21 protein-coding genes are annotated in these 14,592 nt (G+C 41.5%); 13 read left to right on the top strand and 8 right to left on the bottom strand.

What is annotated here, in order from left to right; all coding sequences use genetic code 11:
• Positions 1-3 precede the first annotated feature (3 nt).
• The 3 genes from ACQ86K_RS22055 (at position 4) to ACQ86K_RS22045 (ending at position 2,084) form a co-directional block, all read left to right on the top strand.
• A complete protein-coding gene (locus ACQ86K_RS22055) occupies positions 4-597 on the top strand; it encodes a penicillin-binding protein activator LpoB (protein ID WP_090533063.1) in 594 nt (197 codons plus the stop codon).
• Between the two features lie 63 nt (positions 598-660).
• Positions 661-1,467, top strand: a complete 807-nt coding sequence (locus tag ACQ86K_RS22050; protein ID WP_431198793.1) for a hypothetical protein — start codon at positions 661-663, stop codon at positions 1,465-1,467.
• A 50-nt stretch (positions 1,468-1,517) separates the two neighbouring features.
• On the top strand, positions 1,518-2,084 hold the full coding sequence (locus ACQ86K_RS22045) for a hypothetical protein (protein ID WP_431198792.1): 567 nt from the start codon (positions 1,518-1,520) through the stop codon (positions 2,082-2,084).
• A gap of 49 nt (positions 2,085-2,133) precedes the next feature.
• On the opposite strand, the gene ACQ86K_RS22040 is transcribed toward ACQ86K_RS22045, so the two are convergent.
• From ACQ86K_RS22040 to ACQ86K_RS22030, 3 genes are all read right to left on the bottom strand, one after another.
• Positions 2,134-2,352, bottom strand: a complete 219-nt coding sequence (locus ACQ86K_RS22040) for a hypothetical protein (RefSeq protein ID WP_091174400.1) — start codon at positions 2,350-2,352, stop codon at positions 2,134-2,136.
• 18 nt (positions 2,353-2,370) lie between these two features.
• Complete coding sequence (gene phnN, locus ACQ86K_RS22035) at positions 2,371-2,928, bottom strand: phosphonate metabolism protein/1,5-bisphosphokinase (PRPP-forming) PhnN (RefSeq protein ID WP_091174397.1); 558 nt, start codon at positions 2,926-2,928, stop codon at positions 2,371-2,373.
• A gap of 89 nt (positions 2,929-3,017) precedes the next feature.
• Positions 3,018-3,578 carry an endonuclease/exonuclease/phosphatase family protein gene (locus tag ACQ86K_RS22030; RefSeq protein WP_431198791.1) on the bottom strand — a complete coding sequence of 187 codons (561 nt, stop codon included), beginning with the start codon at positions 3,576-3,578 and terminating at the stop codon, positions 3,018-3,020.
• 525 nt (positions 3,579-4,103) lie between these two features.
• Here ACQ86K_RS22030 and ACQ86K_RS22025 point away from each other — a divergent pair.
• The 4 genes from ACQ86K_RS22025 to ACQ86K_RS22010 all read left to right on the top strand — a co-directional run bounded on the left by ACQ86K_RS22025 (position 4,104) and on the right by ACQ86K_RS22010 (position 5,990).
• Positions 4,104-4,769: an O-methyltransferase gene (locus ACQ86K_RS22025; protein ID WP_091174390.1), complete on the top strand. Its 666-nt coding sequence runs from the start codon at positions 4,104-4,106 to the stop codon at positions 4,767-4,769.
• A gap of 271 nt (positions 4,770-5,040) precedes the next feature.
• Positions 5,041-5,316, top strand: coding sequence for a GbsR/MarR family transcriptional regulator (locus tag ACQ86K_RS22020; protein WP_431198790.1), 276 nt, complete (start codon positions 5,041-5,043; stop codon positions 5,314-5,316).
• Positions 5,317-5,390: 74 nt separating this feature from the next.
• Entirely contained in the window at positions 5,391-5,546 is a 156-nt protein-coding gene (locus ACQ86K_RS22015) for a hypothetical protein (protein ID WP_431198789.1), read from the top strand.
• A gap of 72 nt (positions 5,547-5,618) precedes the next feature.
• Entirely contained in the window at positions 5,619-5,990 is a 372-nt protein-coding gene (locus ACQ86K_RS22010; protein WP_091174382.1) for a hypothetical protein, read from the top strand.
• A gap of 79 nt (positions 5,991-6,069) precedes the next feature.
• On the opposite strand, the gene ACQ86K_RS22005 is transcribed toward ACQ86K_RS22010, so the two are convergent.
• The gene (locus ACQ86K_RS22005) at positions 6,070-6,435 is read right to left on the bottom strand and encodes a response regulator (protein WP_091174378.1); all 366 of its coding nucleotides are present in this window, start codon (positions 6,433-6,435) and stop codon (positions 6,070-6,072) included.
• Positions 6,436-7,499: 1,064 nt separating this feature from the next.
• Positions 7,500-7,856: a response regulator gene (locus ACQ86K_RS22000; protein WP_091174373.1), complete on the bottom strand. Its 357-nt coding sequence runs from the start codon at positions 7,854-7,856 to the stop codon at positions 7,500-7,502.
• Positions 7,857-8,224: 368 nt separating this feature from the next.
• On the opposite strand from ACQ86K_RS22000, the gene ACQ86K_RS21995 reads away from it, so the two are divergent.
• From ACQ86K_RS21995 to ACQ86K_RS21970, 6 genes are all read left to right on the top strand, one after another.
• Complete coding sequence (locus ACQ86K_RS21995) at positions 8,225-9,541, top strand: gluconate:H+ symporter (protein ID WP_091174370.1); 1,317 nt, start codon at positions 8,225-8,227, stop codon at positions 9,539-9,541.
• 4 nt (positions 9,542-9,545) lie between these two features.
• The gene (locus ACQ86K_RS21990; protein WP_218134512.1) at positions 9,546-10,367 is read left to right on the top strand and encodes an alpha/beta fold hydrolase; all 822 of its coding nucleotides are present in this window, start codon (positions 9,546-9,548) and stop codon (positions 10,365-10,367) included.
• 106 nt (positions 10,368-10,473) lie between these two features.
• Positions 10,474-10,824, top strand: a complete 351-nt coding sequence (locus ACQ86K_RS21985; protein WP_090533047.1) for a glycine zipper domain-containing protein — start codon at positions 10,474-10,476, stop codon at positions 10,822-10,824.
• Between the two features lie 155 nt (positions 10,825-10,979).
• Positions 10,980-12,194, top strand: coding sequence for a hypothetical protein (locus tag ACQ86K_RS21980; RefSeq protein WP_091174367.1), 1,215 nt, complete (start codon positions 10,980-10,982; stop codon positions 12,192-12,194).
• 100 nt (positions 12,195-12,294) lie between these two features.
• Entirely contained in the window at positions 12,295-13,029 is a 735-nt protein-coding gene (locus ACQ86K_RS21975) for a Bcr/CflA family efflux MFS transporter (RefSeq protein ID WP_431198788.1), read from the top strand.
• Positions 12,998-13,207: a hypothetical protein gene (locus tag ACQ86K_RS21970; protein WP_431198787.1), complete on the top strand. Its 210-nt coding sequence runs from the start codon at positions 12,998-13,000 to the stop codon at positions 13,205-13,207. The genes ACQ86K_RS21975 and ACQ86K_RS21970 overlap by 32 nt, the downstream gene beginning before the upstream one ends.
• A 1-nt stretch (position 13,208) precedes the next feature.
• On the opposite strand, the gene ACQ86K_RS21965 is transcribed toward ACQ86K_RS21970, so the two are convergent.
• From ACQ86K_RS21965 to ACQ86K_RS21955, 3 genes are all read right to left on the bottom strand, one after another.
• A complete protein-coding gene (locus ACQ86K_RS21965) occupies positions 13,209-13,478 on the bottom strand; it encodes a hypothetical protein (protein ID WP_431198786.1) in 270 nt (89 codons plus the stop codon).
• Positions 13,479-13,634: 156 nt separating this feature from the next.
• Positions 13,635-14,042 (bottom strand): hypothetical protein, encoded by a 408-nt coding sequence (locus ACQ86K_RS21960; protein ID WP_091174360.1) that lies wholly within the window; start codon positions 14,040-14,042, stop codon positions 13,635-13,637.
• 144 nt (positions 14,043-14,186) lie between these two features.
• Positions 14,187-14,348, bottom strand: a complete 162-nt coding sequence (locus ACQ86K_RS21955; RefSeq protein WP_176844569.1) for a hypothetical protein — start codon at positions 14,346-14,348, stop codon at positions 14,187-14,189.
• Positions 14,349-14,592 lie beyond the last annotated feature (244 nt).

Raw genomic sequence — 14,592 nt, 5'->3', positions numbered from 1 at the left:
CAAATGAAATTTAACAGGATTTTAACAGTTGCTGCAATAGCAGTTTCAGGGATTTTTATAGCCTCATGTTCAAGGCAGGTTACACGCGTTAGCACCGACCAAACTATTGATGTTAGCGGCAACTGGAATAACAGTGATGCACGAATGGCAGCCGATGAGCTTACCGGAAAAATTTTAGGTGCTAACTGGATAGATACTCACCTTAACGAGCACCAGGGTAAACGCCCGGTAGTTATAGTTGGCTTTGTACAAAATAAAAGCCACGAACATATTGATGCCGAAACATTCTTAACTGATATTGAAAGCTCATTCATCCAATCGCAAAAAGTACGTTTGGTGCAGGGCGGTAAAAAACGTGATGAGTTACGTGCCGAAAAGGCCGATCAGCAAACAAACGCTACGGTATCAAGCATGAAAAAATTTGGCCTGGAAAATGGTGCCGATTATATACTGCAGGGCTCAATCAATTCAATAGTTGATTCGCACAAACGCCAAAAAGTTGTTTACTACCAGGTAAATCTGGAGCTTACCAACATTCAAACAAATGAAGTGGTTTGGATAGGCGAAAAGAAAATTGCCAAATACGTTAAAAACTAAAGCTGGTAAACATCATTGCCCTGAACATGGTACGCCTGTGTTCGGGGCAGTTTGCATTTAATAATGATCAACTTACGTACGCATATTCTCCGGGTATTTTCTTTTATCGGGCTGATGCTTTTTTTATCGGCGTGTTCAACCTATAATCAAAGTGTTGCTCCTTATTACAAAAATGTATCGGCCGGTAACTATCCCCAGGCCGAGAAGGAGCTTGATAATAACAGCCTGATTCAAAAGCCCCGAAATAAGCTCCTGTACCTGATGGAGAAGGGGAGGATCTGCCATTTAAAAGGCGAGTACGAAAATAGCAACAACTACTTTAACCAGGCCGATCAGTTGCTTGATGAAGGTTTGACCAGCGCATCTGACGCCGCTGTTGGCGTTTTGCTTAATTCCGCATCGCAAAGGTATAAAGGAGAGGATTTTGAAAAGTTCATGATCCATTATTATAAGGCGCTCAATTATTTGTACCTGAATAAAACAGAGGATGCAATTGTTGAAGCCCGTCGTATTACTTTACAGGCTCAGGAACAGGGCGATAAGTATAACAATAAAGACAGCCGTTACTCAAACGACGCATTTTCGCTGACGTTGCAGGGGATGTTGTATGAAAGCAACAACGATGTAAACAATGCATTTATATCATACAGGAACGCGGCTGAGATCTACCTTAAAAGTCCTGATAAAACTTATTACGGTACCCCGATGCCCGTTGAACTGGAGGAGGACGTGATCCGCACGGCAAAGCTGAACGGTTTTACAACAGAAGCTGACCAGTTTGAAACAACCTTTGGCATTAAATATGAACCTGTAAAACCATCGGAAGGCGGTGAGCTGATATTTTTTGGGAGAACGGCCTTGCCCCGGTAAAAACGCAGGTCGACCTGTTTTTTAGCCTGATCCGTAACAGCAACGGCGACTTGTTTTTTACCGATGCTGCCGGAGGCCTGGTAATTCCCTTTAATTACGACGGTGACAGGAACAGGGTGAACACCAAGTCGGTTGAAAGCCTACGGGTTGCATTTCCTAAATATGTTGCGCAAACGCCATATTATTCAAGCGCAAGTATCTCGGTTAATAACCAGGATGCGTCATTGGTAAAAGCTGAAGATATTAATGAGCTGGCATTTAAAACTTTGCAGCAGCGTGCATTAAAAGAAATGAGCGGGATCCTGTCGCGCCTTGCTGTGAAGAAGATAGCCGAATATTCGATACGTGCAGCTGCCAAAAGTGATGGCAAAACCAACGGGTTATTGGAAGGGCTCGGTTATGGCATTCAGCTTTACAGCTTACTATCTGAAAAAGCAGATACCCGCAACTGGCAAAGCCTGCCGGCTTATATTTCTTATGCACGGATCCCTTTGCAAAAAGGAGATAACCAGGTGCATATTACCCTCAAAAATGCCCAGGGCGCCACTGAAACCAAAACCATTACTATACAAGGGAATGGCAGGTTGCAGTTTTATAATTATGCTACCTTGCGATAGCTTGCAACAATATTTGAGATTTTTATATAAATAAAAAAGCCATTTGCTGTTAAGGGCAGATGGCTAATTTATATTGATAGGGTTTAGGTTCGATATTTAAATACTTTTCTAAGTATTTTTCAAAAATAGCTTTAATATCATCTCCTTGAAATACCCCTTTATCAGTATATTTAAGTATTTCACGGTTCGCCTTCAAAAAAACTAAAATATCTACTGCAATTGCCAGCTCAGTAATCTTTCGGTGTATTGAACCATCAATAGTTTTCATCACATATTGAAAGCAGGTTTAAGCCAGTTGTTTTTCCGTTACCGAGACCAGGTTTACCAGTTCGTTCCCGGCAAGTTCAATAGCACCGTCATTCTGTATTTCGATGCAGTTTTCGAGATTGGTGTTGAGTTCGGCAGTGCGGGCTATACGATTGGCTATTTCTTCAGTGTTTTCCCGTCCGCGCCCAACCAGGCGACTTGCAATAGCTTCGGGACTCGCAGTTACTAGTATTACTATCAGATCGGGGTAGAGCCGCTGTGCAACGGGCAGGTATTCGCGCGATCCGTTAACCACCACATTAAAGCCTTTATTAAGCCAGTTGTTTATTTCCTGGCCTATGCCATAGTATTTATCGTGGCTGCCCCAGCTTAAAGCAAACATCCCGGCTTTGCTTCTTAATGCAAATTCCTCATTGGTTAAGCTAACGTGGTTCTCATTGCCAGAAAATGGCGGACGGGTAATATACCGGTGTGCAAATACCACATTTTCCGATCCGTTAATTTGCTTGCGGGCGTAATTCATCAAGGTGTCTTTGCCTGCTCCGGATGCGCCAATAACATAAAATAGCTTGCTCATGGTGGTTTTTTATGGATGAAAAGAGCGGATTGTTTGAACCGCTATATTTTGGATGGTAAAATTACCGATTGACGGCAGGTTGTTTATAGTCAATTTATTACAAGTGTTGTGGTGATGCCGAAATGATCGCTCGGGTACAAGCCGGTTTCTTCATCAGGCACGTTTAATACCACTGCCGAATCGATAAACCGCGGATAATTATCCGTATCAGGGAAAGGCAAAGTGAAAATCTGATCAACACATACCTGTTTGTTGGCTTTGTAATAGGCGTCTGTAAGGCTGTATCTCGGTTCTGTACCATTACCTTCGGTATAACAGTCAGCAGCTTTAGATAATTCCCGGAAAGCCATAACCGCTTCCGAATCGGGTGTAGCATTAAAGTCGCCGCAAACAATGTGGTATGGTTTTGGGGTTTCCTCAATAACAAAACCCGCAAGGGCTTCGGCCTGGGCTTTTCTTAGGCCTTTATGCTGGCCCAGGTGTGTAAGATGGGTAGTGGTAACAGTAACTGTTTTTCCCGATGGCAGGTTTACGTTTACCCGGAAAGCTTTGCGGTCGTTATCTTCGGCTACTACAGGTAAATCAAAACTCCCGGTTTCGGTAACCGGGTAAACTGATAATATGCCCAGGCCCGATGTACTGTTGACCATACTCCCTTCAAACCGTCTTTTTTTGATCGGCCGGGTAAAAAACAATAGTGCATATTTAATTCGGCAGCCAAAAATTTCAGGGTATCAGCATTTGCTTCTTCACTGTAAAAACATTCCTGGCAAGCTATAACATGAGGTTTTAATTGTTTAAGTTGTTTGGCAAGTATGCCCATGCGCACCCGATACTCACCATCACATTTCCATGTATTTATGGTGACAATTTTAACATTTTCCACTCAGGCAATATCAGCAATCTAAATTATACAATCAATATTCGGTAATTATTAGCTGATAACACCGGCCTGGCGATACTGACCAGGAGCCTGCCGGTTAACCCATGTAAAATTTACGGTATAAAAGTTTCAATTGAGCGTGGCAAGAGGCAAGGTGTTTTCGGCAAACAGGTTTATAAAACTATTAATTTCACATATAGCAATTTAAATTTAAACCAGTTCATTAGCTTTAGGCTTTGTGCGTTTTGCTTTTAGTTCGTGTTTAATTTTATCATAATAAAAAATTTGCGTTATGGATACTTCACTTTTTGAATCGGTTGATCAGTATATAGGTAATTTGTTTGAGGATGAAGACGCGGTGCTGAAAGGTACTTTGAAATCAATGGAGGATGCCGGTATTCCGGGCATCAATGTGTCGGCTAACCAGGGTAAGTTTTTACAGGTACTGGCCCATTTATGTGGTGCGAAAAAGATCCTGGAAATAGGTACGCTTGGCGGTTACAGTACCATTTGGCTGGCCCGCGCGCTGCCTGCCGATGGACAGCTCGTTACGCTTGAACTGGAACAGGCTTATGCTGATGTTGCCCGCCGGAATATCATCAACGCCGGTTTGGACCCTGTGGTTGAAATTAAAGTAGGCAAGGCAATGGAGAGCCTCGCAACCCTTGAGGCCGATGATGAAGGCCCGTTTGATATGATCTTTATTGATGCCGATAAGCTACCTTATACCGAATATTTTGAATGGGCGCTTAAACTTTCCAGGCCCGGTACCCTTATTGTTGCAGATAATGTAATCCGCGAAGGTAGAGTACTTGATGATAACTGTGATGATGAGCGCGTTAGCGGGGTGCAGCGTTTTAATAAAGCGCTTGCCGCCAACCAACAGGTAACAGCCACCATTATCCAAACAGTAGGAACCAAGGAGCATGATGGCATGGCTATAGCTGTTGTGAAGTAATTTAATACCACGTTGGCGGGCTGTTTCGGTAAACGGAGTGCTTTACAAACCGTTGGCTCCTTTGCTACAGCTGTGTTTGCACGTACAGAATGTGGTGCATATTTATTTTACATTTTAAAACAAAGCAAGTGAAAGCGCATTAACCTCTAACCTCTAACCTCTAACCTCTAACCTCTAACCTCTAACCTCTAACCTCTAACCTCTAACCTCTAACCTCTAACCTAAATTTTCATTTTTTTTTGAAAGTTTAAAAACTTGTTTATATTTGTGCATGGAATTGGCAGAGGCAAAGTTAAAGTTCATTGAGGCCTGGGGTAAGCTGGGGTCGGAGTGGGGGATTAACCGTACCATGGCCCAGGTACATGCTTTGCTGATGATCTCGCCAGAAGCTTTGACCACTGAAGAAGTGATGGCCGAATTAAGCATATCACGCGGTAATGCCAATATGACCCTGCGCGACCTCATTGATTGGGGTTTGGTTGAAAAGCGGCATAAAACCGGCGAGCGTAAGGAGTTTTTTACGCCGAAAAAGATGTATGGACTATAGCCCGCTGTGTTGCCGAAGAACGTAAAAAGCGCGAGCTTACACCAATCATTAAAATACTTGATCAACTGGCTGAGGTGGATGGCGATACAAAAGATCCGGCTTATAAAACATTTAAAACCACGGTTACTGATATAAATAAGCTGGCTAATAACGTGAACAAAACACTTGATACCATGCTCAAGGCCGAAGAGAACTGGTTTTTTGGTTCGATATTGAAAGTGTTTAAATAAATTTTTTTACAAAAAAATTTTCAATTTTTACTGAAAATTCTAAATAATTAATAATAACTAAATCTTTGTATCATGAACTACTTTATTTTAACCTATGTCATTTACCTGTTGGCAAGCATAGCATTAACAGTATGGGTTGCCAAAGTGCTGTTTAAAAACGGGCGTATATTTTTAGTGGATATTTTTCACGGCAATAGTGAACTTGCCGATTCTGTGAACAAGCTGCTTGTAGTAGGCTTTTACCTGGTAAATATAGGCTATATGAGCCTGGCCTTAAAGGAGTATGGCAGTATTGCAAATATGCAGGTAGTGGTTGAAGTACTGAGTTATAAAGTGGGCTGGATAATTTTAATATTGGGCGGTATGCATTTCCTAAACCTTGTCATTTTCTTTAAGCTGCGTAATCGTGCTAAACGGGAAAATGCATTTACTATAAATGCTTAGTTTTTAGTTTTGTTTTGATTTGACGGGGTAGGCCAATATTTGCCTGCTCCGTTTTTTTTGCGGGGACATGTCCAGTATATCAGGCAGCATTTCTTAATTGTCTGTTTATACTATTCAGCAAAACATCAATATCAAAGGGTTTGGCTATAAAATCATCAGGCGAACCGGCTTGGCTGAGCATACCCGGATTATGGCTTGCCGAAATTAATATAACAGGGATGTTTTTGGTTTCCTGTTGGTTTTTAAGGGTCTTGCAAAGTTCACGGCCATCTAAATTGCCGAGCATAATGTCAAGCAAAATCAAATCGGGTTCATGTTGCTTTATCCGGTCAAACAAATTTTTGCCTTCAGTTAAGGTATCAACCTCGTAGCCTGAATCTTCCAGTATATATTTTATGATTTCTAAAATATCTTTGTCGTCGTCCACCGCTAATATCCGTCGCATAGGTAATCTGTTAAAAAAATGTATCAGCAAAAAAGTCAATGGCGATATGGCTTTATACAATATCAGGAAAATTACAGCAATTTTTATACCAAGTATTATGCTTAACTATCTTAATCCAAATTTGTAGTTTATACGGCTTTATATGGGAATACTCTGTAATTCTGTATTTATAACATATACAACGATTATATTTTTGTATACAAATAAGGTCGGGGCTTTAAAATAACAGTATAAGAGGAGTGCAAACGCAGATTATCTGCATTTACTGGTAATAACAGGGTATCAATACACCGAAGAAATTGATTAATTGAAAATTATTTGATGAAAACGTGAGCCGATTTTTTGCACTTTGCGCAAAAATATTTCCTAACTGGTATAAAAAACAGGACGTTTTTCAAAAACCAACTCCTTCGCATCTGGAAGTGGTAAGGGGCTCCGCATTTTGAACAATAATATCTTTTCTTTGACTTGGCTTCGTTTTCTTCCACAAACTTAAAATAACAGGCAGCCAAAATACAATATCTATATTATGGTGAAGAAGAAAAGGAAGGAAAAGTACTTTTAAGTAAGTGTTGATTTCTTTTTATGAAATAAATTATCGTAATACGTATCTCTTGCGTTGGCATTTGAAGCACATGTACCTCTTTAAAGGGAGAAAAAACAAAACTTTTTTCACAAAAAAGCCTCTGGGCACACGGTTATCAAGCTCTGATTTACACCTTGGGCATACCGGTGCCTTTTTTACTTCTGTTTTCTCGTGTTGATTTATTGATAGTACCATAATACAATCAGGGGCTTATTGTATTTAATTAATTATTTTGCTTTAACCTATAAAACAAAGTTAAAATAATTACCAATATTTCAATCATGCTCTTTAAGTATTGATAATTAGTCAATTTATACCTTGAAAATATGCTGTATTTGTAATGTTGAATGCTTTAAAGCGCTTTCTTTGCTTTTTTTATAATTATTATCCCGGTTTAGCAGAAGAAAAAAATGAAATAAAGGTTAAATGGATAGTGCAAGAGGGAGGTAAATTGACCGCTGAGGTTGAGATTACGTTTTTAAAGCAGGTTATTAACCTTTTCAACAAGTTCGGTCAAATCAAATGGTTTGTTGATTATTGCGTCGCACCCGTAGCCGATGAGCTCATTTTCATTGTTCACATAGGCCGAGAATATAATAACAGGAGTATTGCCAAATTTAGGATGTACTTTTATGTTTCGGCAAATTTCGCCGCCATTGGTACCCGCTACCCGGTAATCAAGTATAACAAGGTCCGGTTCAAAACTCTCAATTAACGGAAGCACATCGGTGCTTATTGATGTACTTTTAACTTCAAATTGTTCATAAGTAAGGGTTTCATGCACAATATCAAGTATGTCTTGATTGTCGTCTAATACTAAAATACGCTTTACCATAATAAAAGTTAAAGAAATAAATGCCGAAAAGGTATTAAAGTATGTGTTAAAATTACAGTATCCTGTAAAATAGCGGTTTGGGTTAATCTTAATCGGATAAAACTTTAACGCAAAATTAAAACTATTTTTTATAAAATTAATAAAACAATGCTATAAATAGCAACATGTTGTATGTTAGTTACACAAACTGCTTGTTTTTCAAGTACAAATGACAAAATTAAAAGGCTTATTGATTATTGAGGCCGGGTTATCAAAGCTTTTACCATATAAAAACCCTAAACTCAAATTTTGTTATTACTTTAGTTGGCATCAGCAGGTGCCCTATACTGAGGTTGCACGCCCGCTGGCCACACATAACCTATAACTTAATGGTACTGTTAACTATCTTTTTTTGTATTGTTTTACTGGTTTTGCTGGTGAGCCTGGTAAAAATAAACCCTTTTATTGCCTTTCTCATTGTTTCGATAATTGCAGGTTTGTTATTAGGCATACCCATTAATAAGGTAACCGCTTCCGTTCAAAAAGGCATGGGTGATATTTTAGGTCAGCTGCTCATCATTATTTGCCTGGGCGCTATGCTTGGAAAGCTGGTTGCTGTGAGCGGGGCCGCGCAAAAAATAGCGAGTGTACTTGTTGCCGCCGTAGGCGAAAAATATATTCAATGGGCGCTGGTTGCAGCTGGGTTTATTATAGGCATTCCGCTGTTTTATGGTATTGGCTTCGTGCTGATGGTACCGCTTATATTCTCGGTGGTTTACAAGTATAAACTGCCGGCTGTGTATATAGGCTTACCCATGCTGGCTTCGCTGTCGGTAACGCATGGTTTTTTGCCCCCGCACCCGTCGCCATCGGCATTAGTGGCTTTATTTCACGCTAATATGGCAACTACCTTTATTTACGGACTTATGATAGCTATTCCGGCTATTATACTGGCGGGGCCGGTGTTTGCACAATTTCTTAAAAAAATCCCGTCGGAGCCGCTGGCTACTTTCAGGGCTGAAGAGTTACCTGCCGAAAAGCTGCCCGGCGCGTTCAATAGCTTTTTTACGGCTTTATTGCCGGTTTTGCTTTTAATGCTTACCGCATTTTTTCCATACCTTAACATACAGGATCCGGGTGTAGCAAAGTTTATCACATTTCTTGGCGATCCTTCAATTGTTATGCTGATAGCGCTTATGGTTGCCACTTATACTTTAGGTATAAAACAAGGTAAAAGCATGGGCCAGCTTGCGGGCAATTTTACCGATGCCGTGAAGGATGTGGCCTTGATATTATTGATCATAGCAGGATCGGGCGCCTTTAAAGAGGTTTTAACCGCCAGCGGTGTAAGCGGCCAGATAGCATCGCAACTGCAATCGTTCAATTTGCCGCCGTTGTTATTAGGCTGGGTGATAGCCGCTATTATCCGCGTTAGTTTGGGCTCGGCAACAGTTGCCGGACTAACAGCTGCAGGCATTGTTGCGCCGCTGGTTTTGCAAAATCATATTAATCCCAATTTAATGGTATTATCTATCGGGGCCGGGAGCCTGGCATTTTCGCACGTAAACGACTCGGGTTTTTGGTTGTATAAAGAGTATTTTAATTTAAGTATTAAGGATACTATAAAATCATGGTCATTAATGGAAACGCTTGTTTCTGTTATAGGGCTTGTGGGGGTAACCGTTATTAATCTGTTTATTAAATAAAAATATGCTTGTTATCAAAAAACTATCGGCAAGTTTAGCTCTGTTAATTTTTATGCTGATTACCGGCAATTGTGTATTAGCGCAGCCGGTTACTGCTCCGGGCAGCTATTATACCTCGTTTGATGGTGTTAAAATCCATTATGAAGCGAAAGGCGATGGCTTCCCGGTGATACTGGTACATGGTTTTTCGGGCACGGGCGAAGGCTGGAAAAAAGGAAAGCTTTATAATGATATGTTAACGGCTGGTTATAAGGTGATTATACTGGATCAGAGGGGCAACGGACGGTCGGACAAGCCCCACGATGATGCGGGTTATGCTAACGATGCCGAAGCTAAAGACATTATGGGCCTGGCTACAAGCCTGGGGCTGAAACGATATGATGTTGTTGGATACTCCCGCGGATCGATCATTACTTCGCGCGTGTTTGTGCTGGATAAACGGGTTCAAAAGGCGGTAATGGGTGGTATGGGCGATGCTTACACTAACCCCGAATGGCCGCGAAGGATTCATGCTTATAAGGCTTTAATGGGCGATACCAGCTTTCATGATGTTGATGGGATGATCAATTATATCCACAGTAACCCTTTTGATGAACTTGCTTTAGCCTATCAGCAAAAGTGGCAGCCATCAACCAGCAAACAGGAGTTAGCTAAGGTGAAAATCCCGGTACTGCTCATAGATGGGACCGAAGATCATGATAACGGCGACGAGGTTGCTCTTCATAAACTCATTCCCGGCTCAAAGCTGGTTCACGTTCCGGGCGATCATAACAGCGCCAGCCGCACTCCCGAATTTTCAAAAGCTGTAATAGCTTTCCTGAAATAAACATTGTCGGTTAACTTTTAATTGTTGAATTTTTGTGCCGCTATTTTCGATAATGGTCTATTATTTGCATGAGTGTTTATGTTAACACTTATAAATACATACCATTATGAAAAAGCTAATGATATATATGTGCTTTTTAATTGGCCTGATGCTATCCATCAGTATCACTGCCAATGCACAAACCACACAGAAAAAGGGAATAAGTAAACAAGGCAAAGGCGCAATCATAGGTGGAGCAGGCGGTGCAATTGCGGGTGGCCTTATTACGCATAGTGCGGGCGGCGCTTTAGTTGGCGGTGCGCTTGGTGCCGGTGGCGGTTATATTATCGGTAATGAAGCCCGCCGGCGCGAAGAGAAAAGGCAGCGTGCTGCCCGCATTGCCTGGCGCAGGGCACATCCCCATCACCATTATACCACAACCAAAACAACCGTAACAAAACAAACAACCTATCATTAATTTAAATGGTTGTTATAAAGGCCTGTAGGTTTCAATGCTTACAGGCCTTTTTTATTTCAATTAATTTAGCTAAATTGAAGCGATTGCCCTGTTTTCTCCGTTATTAAAATTATTAACAGCCAAACAGCAAGTCAATATTTTTCGTTTAAGGTACGATGGTAAAAGGGTTATGCGTAATAGTTTTATGTTTGATTCCGGCAATGTTGCTGGCACAGCAGCCGGTTGCAGATACCATCAGCATAAAAAAAGATTCAGTACCGCAACGGGATGTTATTGACATTGTACGTTCGCTTTTTAAAATACAACCCCGGCACCAGGCAACTCAACGGAAAAAGATCTACTTTTCTGTTTTTCCCACCTCAACAACCGATGGGCGGAGTGGCGGAAAAGCATTGTTTACTTCAACAACAGCTGGGTTTTATCTGGGGGATGAAGCTACTACTAATTTATCAAGCTTTACTTTTACCCCTTATTTTAATTTGAAAGGGAGGTACGGCTTGCCTATCCGGTCAAATATCTGGCTTAATAATAATGAGTGGAATATACAGGGTGATACCCGGCTGATGGTTTACCCTCAATATACCTGGGGCTTGGGTGGCAACCAGGGGCCAGCGGATAAGTTTTTGATAAATTATAATTATCTCCGCTTTTATCAAAGCGTGTTAAAGCAGATTAAGCCATACTTTTATGCCGGGTTAGGGTATAATTTGGATTACTATATGGATATTGAAAGCAACGGCGATCAAAACCTGCGTAAGTTTACCGGTTATAAATATGGTACTGCGGCCGATCAGGATGCGTTTTCATCGGGTGTAACGCTCAATTTATTATACGATTCGCGCAAAAACTCAATCAATCCACTACCCGGGGCTTATACCAACATAGTTTACCGGGTTAATGCCAAGGCCTTTGGAAGCCATACCGACTGGAGGTCACTGTATATCGATATGCGTAAATATGTGCAGTTAACCAACTCGGGGCCTAAAAACGTGCTGGCTTTCTGGGCCTATTACTGGACAACACTTACGCCCCGCACACCTTATCTTAACCTGCCAAGTCTTGGCTGGGAACCTTATCAGCGATCGGGCAGGGGATTTCCGCAAAGCCGTTACCGGGGCGACAGGCTGGTATATTTTGAAACTGAATACCGCCGCGATATCACCCGCAATGGTTTATTGGGCTTTGTAGTATTTGCTAACGTAAACTCCGTTACCGAGCCCGAGAACCATGCTTTTGTGTACTGGCACCCAGCAGCCGGCACAGGCCTGCGTTTTAAGTTCAATAAAAAAACAGGAACCAATATCAGCCTCGATTATGGCATGAGCAAAAACTTTTCATCAATAAGTCTTAATTTAGGCGAGGCGTTTTAGGGGAGTTCATAGTCGATGGTCCATAGACAATTGCCTGGACTTTGAAAAATCACTAAGATACAATAAATCCAATATCACCATCGACCATGGCCTATTGACCATGGACCAAATAAATATGACCAAACAAAAATATACAGTACTGATCCTCATATTGGGTTCGCTTACGGCACTTGGCCCTTTTTCTATCGATATGTACCTGCCGGGCTTTAAAGCCATAGCTAAGTACTTGCATACCAGTACCGATGAGGTAGCGCTGTCATTATCGAGCTATTTTATTGGCATCGCCGCCGGGCAATTACTTTATGGGCCTTTGCTCGACAGGTTTGGCCGTAAAAACCCATTATACTGGGGGCTTGGACTTTACATCGTGTCATCAATGGGATGTTTTTTCTCTTCATCGCTCGAAATGCTTATTGCACTGCGTTTTTTTCAGGCGGTGGGCAGCTGTGCGGCAAGTGTAGCCGCCATGGCCATGGTGCGTGATTTGTTCCCGATTGAGGATAATGCCAAAGTATTTTCGTTGCTGATCCTGGTACTCGGTGCTTCGCCTATGCTGGCCCCTACCGTAGGCAGTTATATTACCGCGGCTTTTGAATGGCAGGTCATTTTCCTGGTATTAACTATTATAGCGGTGCTCATATTGCTGTCCGTAATATTCTGGCTCCCCGAAAGCTATCAGCCCGATCCTGCTTATTCCTTAAAGCCAGGGCCGATTATAGGGCATTTTATAACAGTTTTAAAGGATGCGCAGTTTGTAACCTATGCCATAGGCGGCGCGTTCGCTTTCGCGGGTTTGTTTGCCTATGTTCTCGTCATCGCCCATTGTGTTTATTGAGGGCTTTAAAGTAAGCGAAAAACAGTTCGGCTGGATCTTTGCAGGGCTTTCGGTAGGGTTTATTGGTTCAAGTCAGCTAAACAGTGTGCTGATAAAAAAATACAAAAGCGAACAAATGATAGGCGCATCACTTATTTTAATGGTGATTATCTCCACATTTTTTTGGCGGGTTCATTAAATCATTGGTTCGGGATAGGTGGTACTATAGCGATGATATTTGGAGTGTTATGCTGCGTTGGCATTTGCGCGCCCAATACATCAGCATTATCCCTTGCTCCCTTCTCTAAAAATGCGGGCTCGGCTTCTGCAATATTGGGCGCATCGCAAATGGCGGTGGGGGCCTTGTCATCTATCGGTATCTCTATAATAAAACAACACAGCTCGCTGCCCATGGCGGCGGTTATGGCAGCCTCATCAATTTTGGCACTCCTGATTGTATTTATTGGCAAGCGGTTTATAAAAAACAAGGTTGAGGCAAGCACAGATGTTGTTGCGGCACATTGAACCTTGATTTTAGGATTACAGGATTAGCTTGATTTTAAATTACTTGTAAATTGCTGCCACAAGGCACAGCCTTGTGGCCTGCATGCAAAGAATTAACTGACTTAAAATTTGCTTGCCCGCAAAGCTGTAACCTTTGAGCCTTCGGGGCCGGTACTTTCAAAAACTATCTTAGTGTCGGTTAGTTCCGAAACGTAAAAAACGAAATTGCGGGTTTTGCCATCAGGGAGTTTCTCGGTTACATTCATGTTGCTGCCATTCAGCGTAAAAGAGCCGTGCGACAGGAACTTGCCGCCCCACACAATCAGGAATTTCATTTCGGGCGTAAACTGAATATAAGGTACGTTGGCATCCAGCTCGGCTTGTTTTACGGTATCGGGCGGGCTGGCATTTGGATGCTCGATTTTTATATATTTCCATTTGCCGGTAAGCGTCCTAACCGAAACTTCAGGTTTACATGATGCTATAAAAAGCACTACAACAGCAAACAATAAAAAGCCTTGTTTTATCATAACAGAAAAATGTTTGGATAAAACTATACAATTGCTTTTAAAATTGAAAGCGAAGGCTTAGTCTTTAGTCTAAAGTCATAAGTCTGAAATGCGGTGAGGAAAAAGAGATCTTTTGACTTCCGACTTAAGTCTATTGATTTTACACTATCTCTTCTTCAAACCTTTATTAGTGCGCTCTTCGGCTTGCTTCACTTCATCTTTTTCACTTAGTGGGCCTTCGGTTTTGATCTCTTTGGCTTTTTGTCCACCCGCTTTTGCCGGACTTATCCTGGTGCCTTCTTTTTTGATGTCTTTTGGGATACTCATAGCGGTAATGTTAAGTATGCATTAAACAATAGGATACTTATTTAACTATACCTGTTGTAAAATGTTTCCTGAAAAGCGTTATAAAATTTACTTTCTGTGTATCAATTAATTACATGTATCTGACGATGCCCTTAAAATATTTTTAAGATTTTTCGTAACAAAGCTTAATTGCAACTGTCTTAATGACACTATATAGCCAAGGTACTCTTCCAGGTAAGCTATAAGTGTTGTGAGGGCCCGCACC

Source organism: Mucilaginibacter sp. P19, assembly GCF_050632265.1.
In the GTDB taxonomy this organism is placed as follows: domain Bacteria; phylum Bacteroidota; class Bacteroidia; order Sphingobacteriales; family Sphingobacteriaceae; genus Mucilaginibacter; species Mucilaginibacter gossypii.
This window is presented reverse-complemented; position numbering and strand designations above follow the sequence as displayed.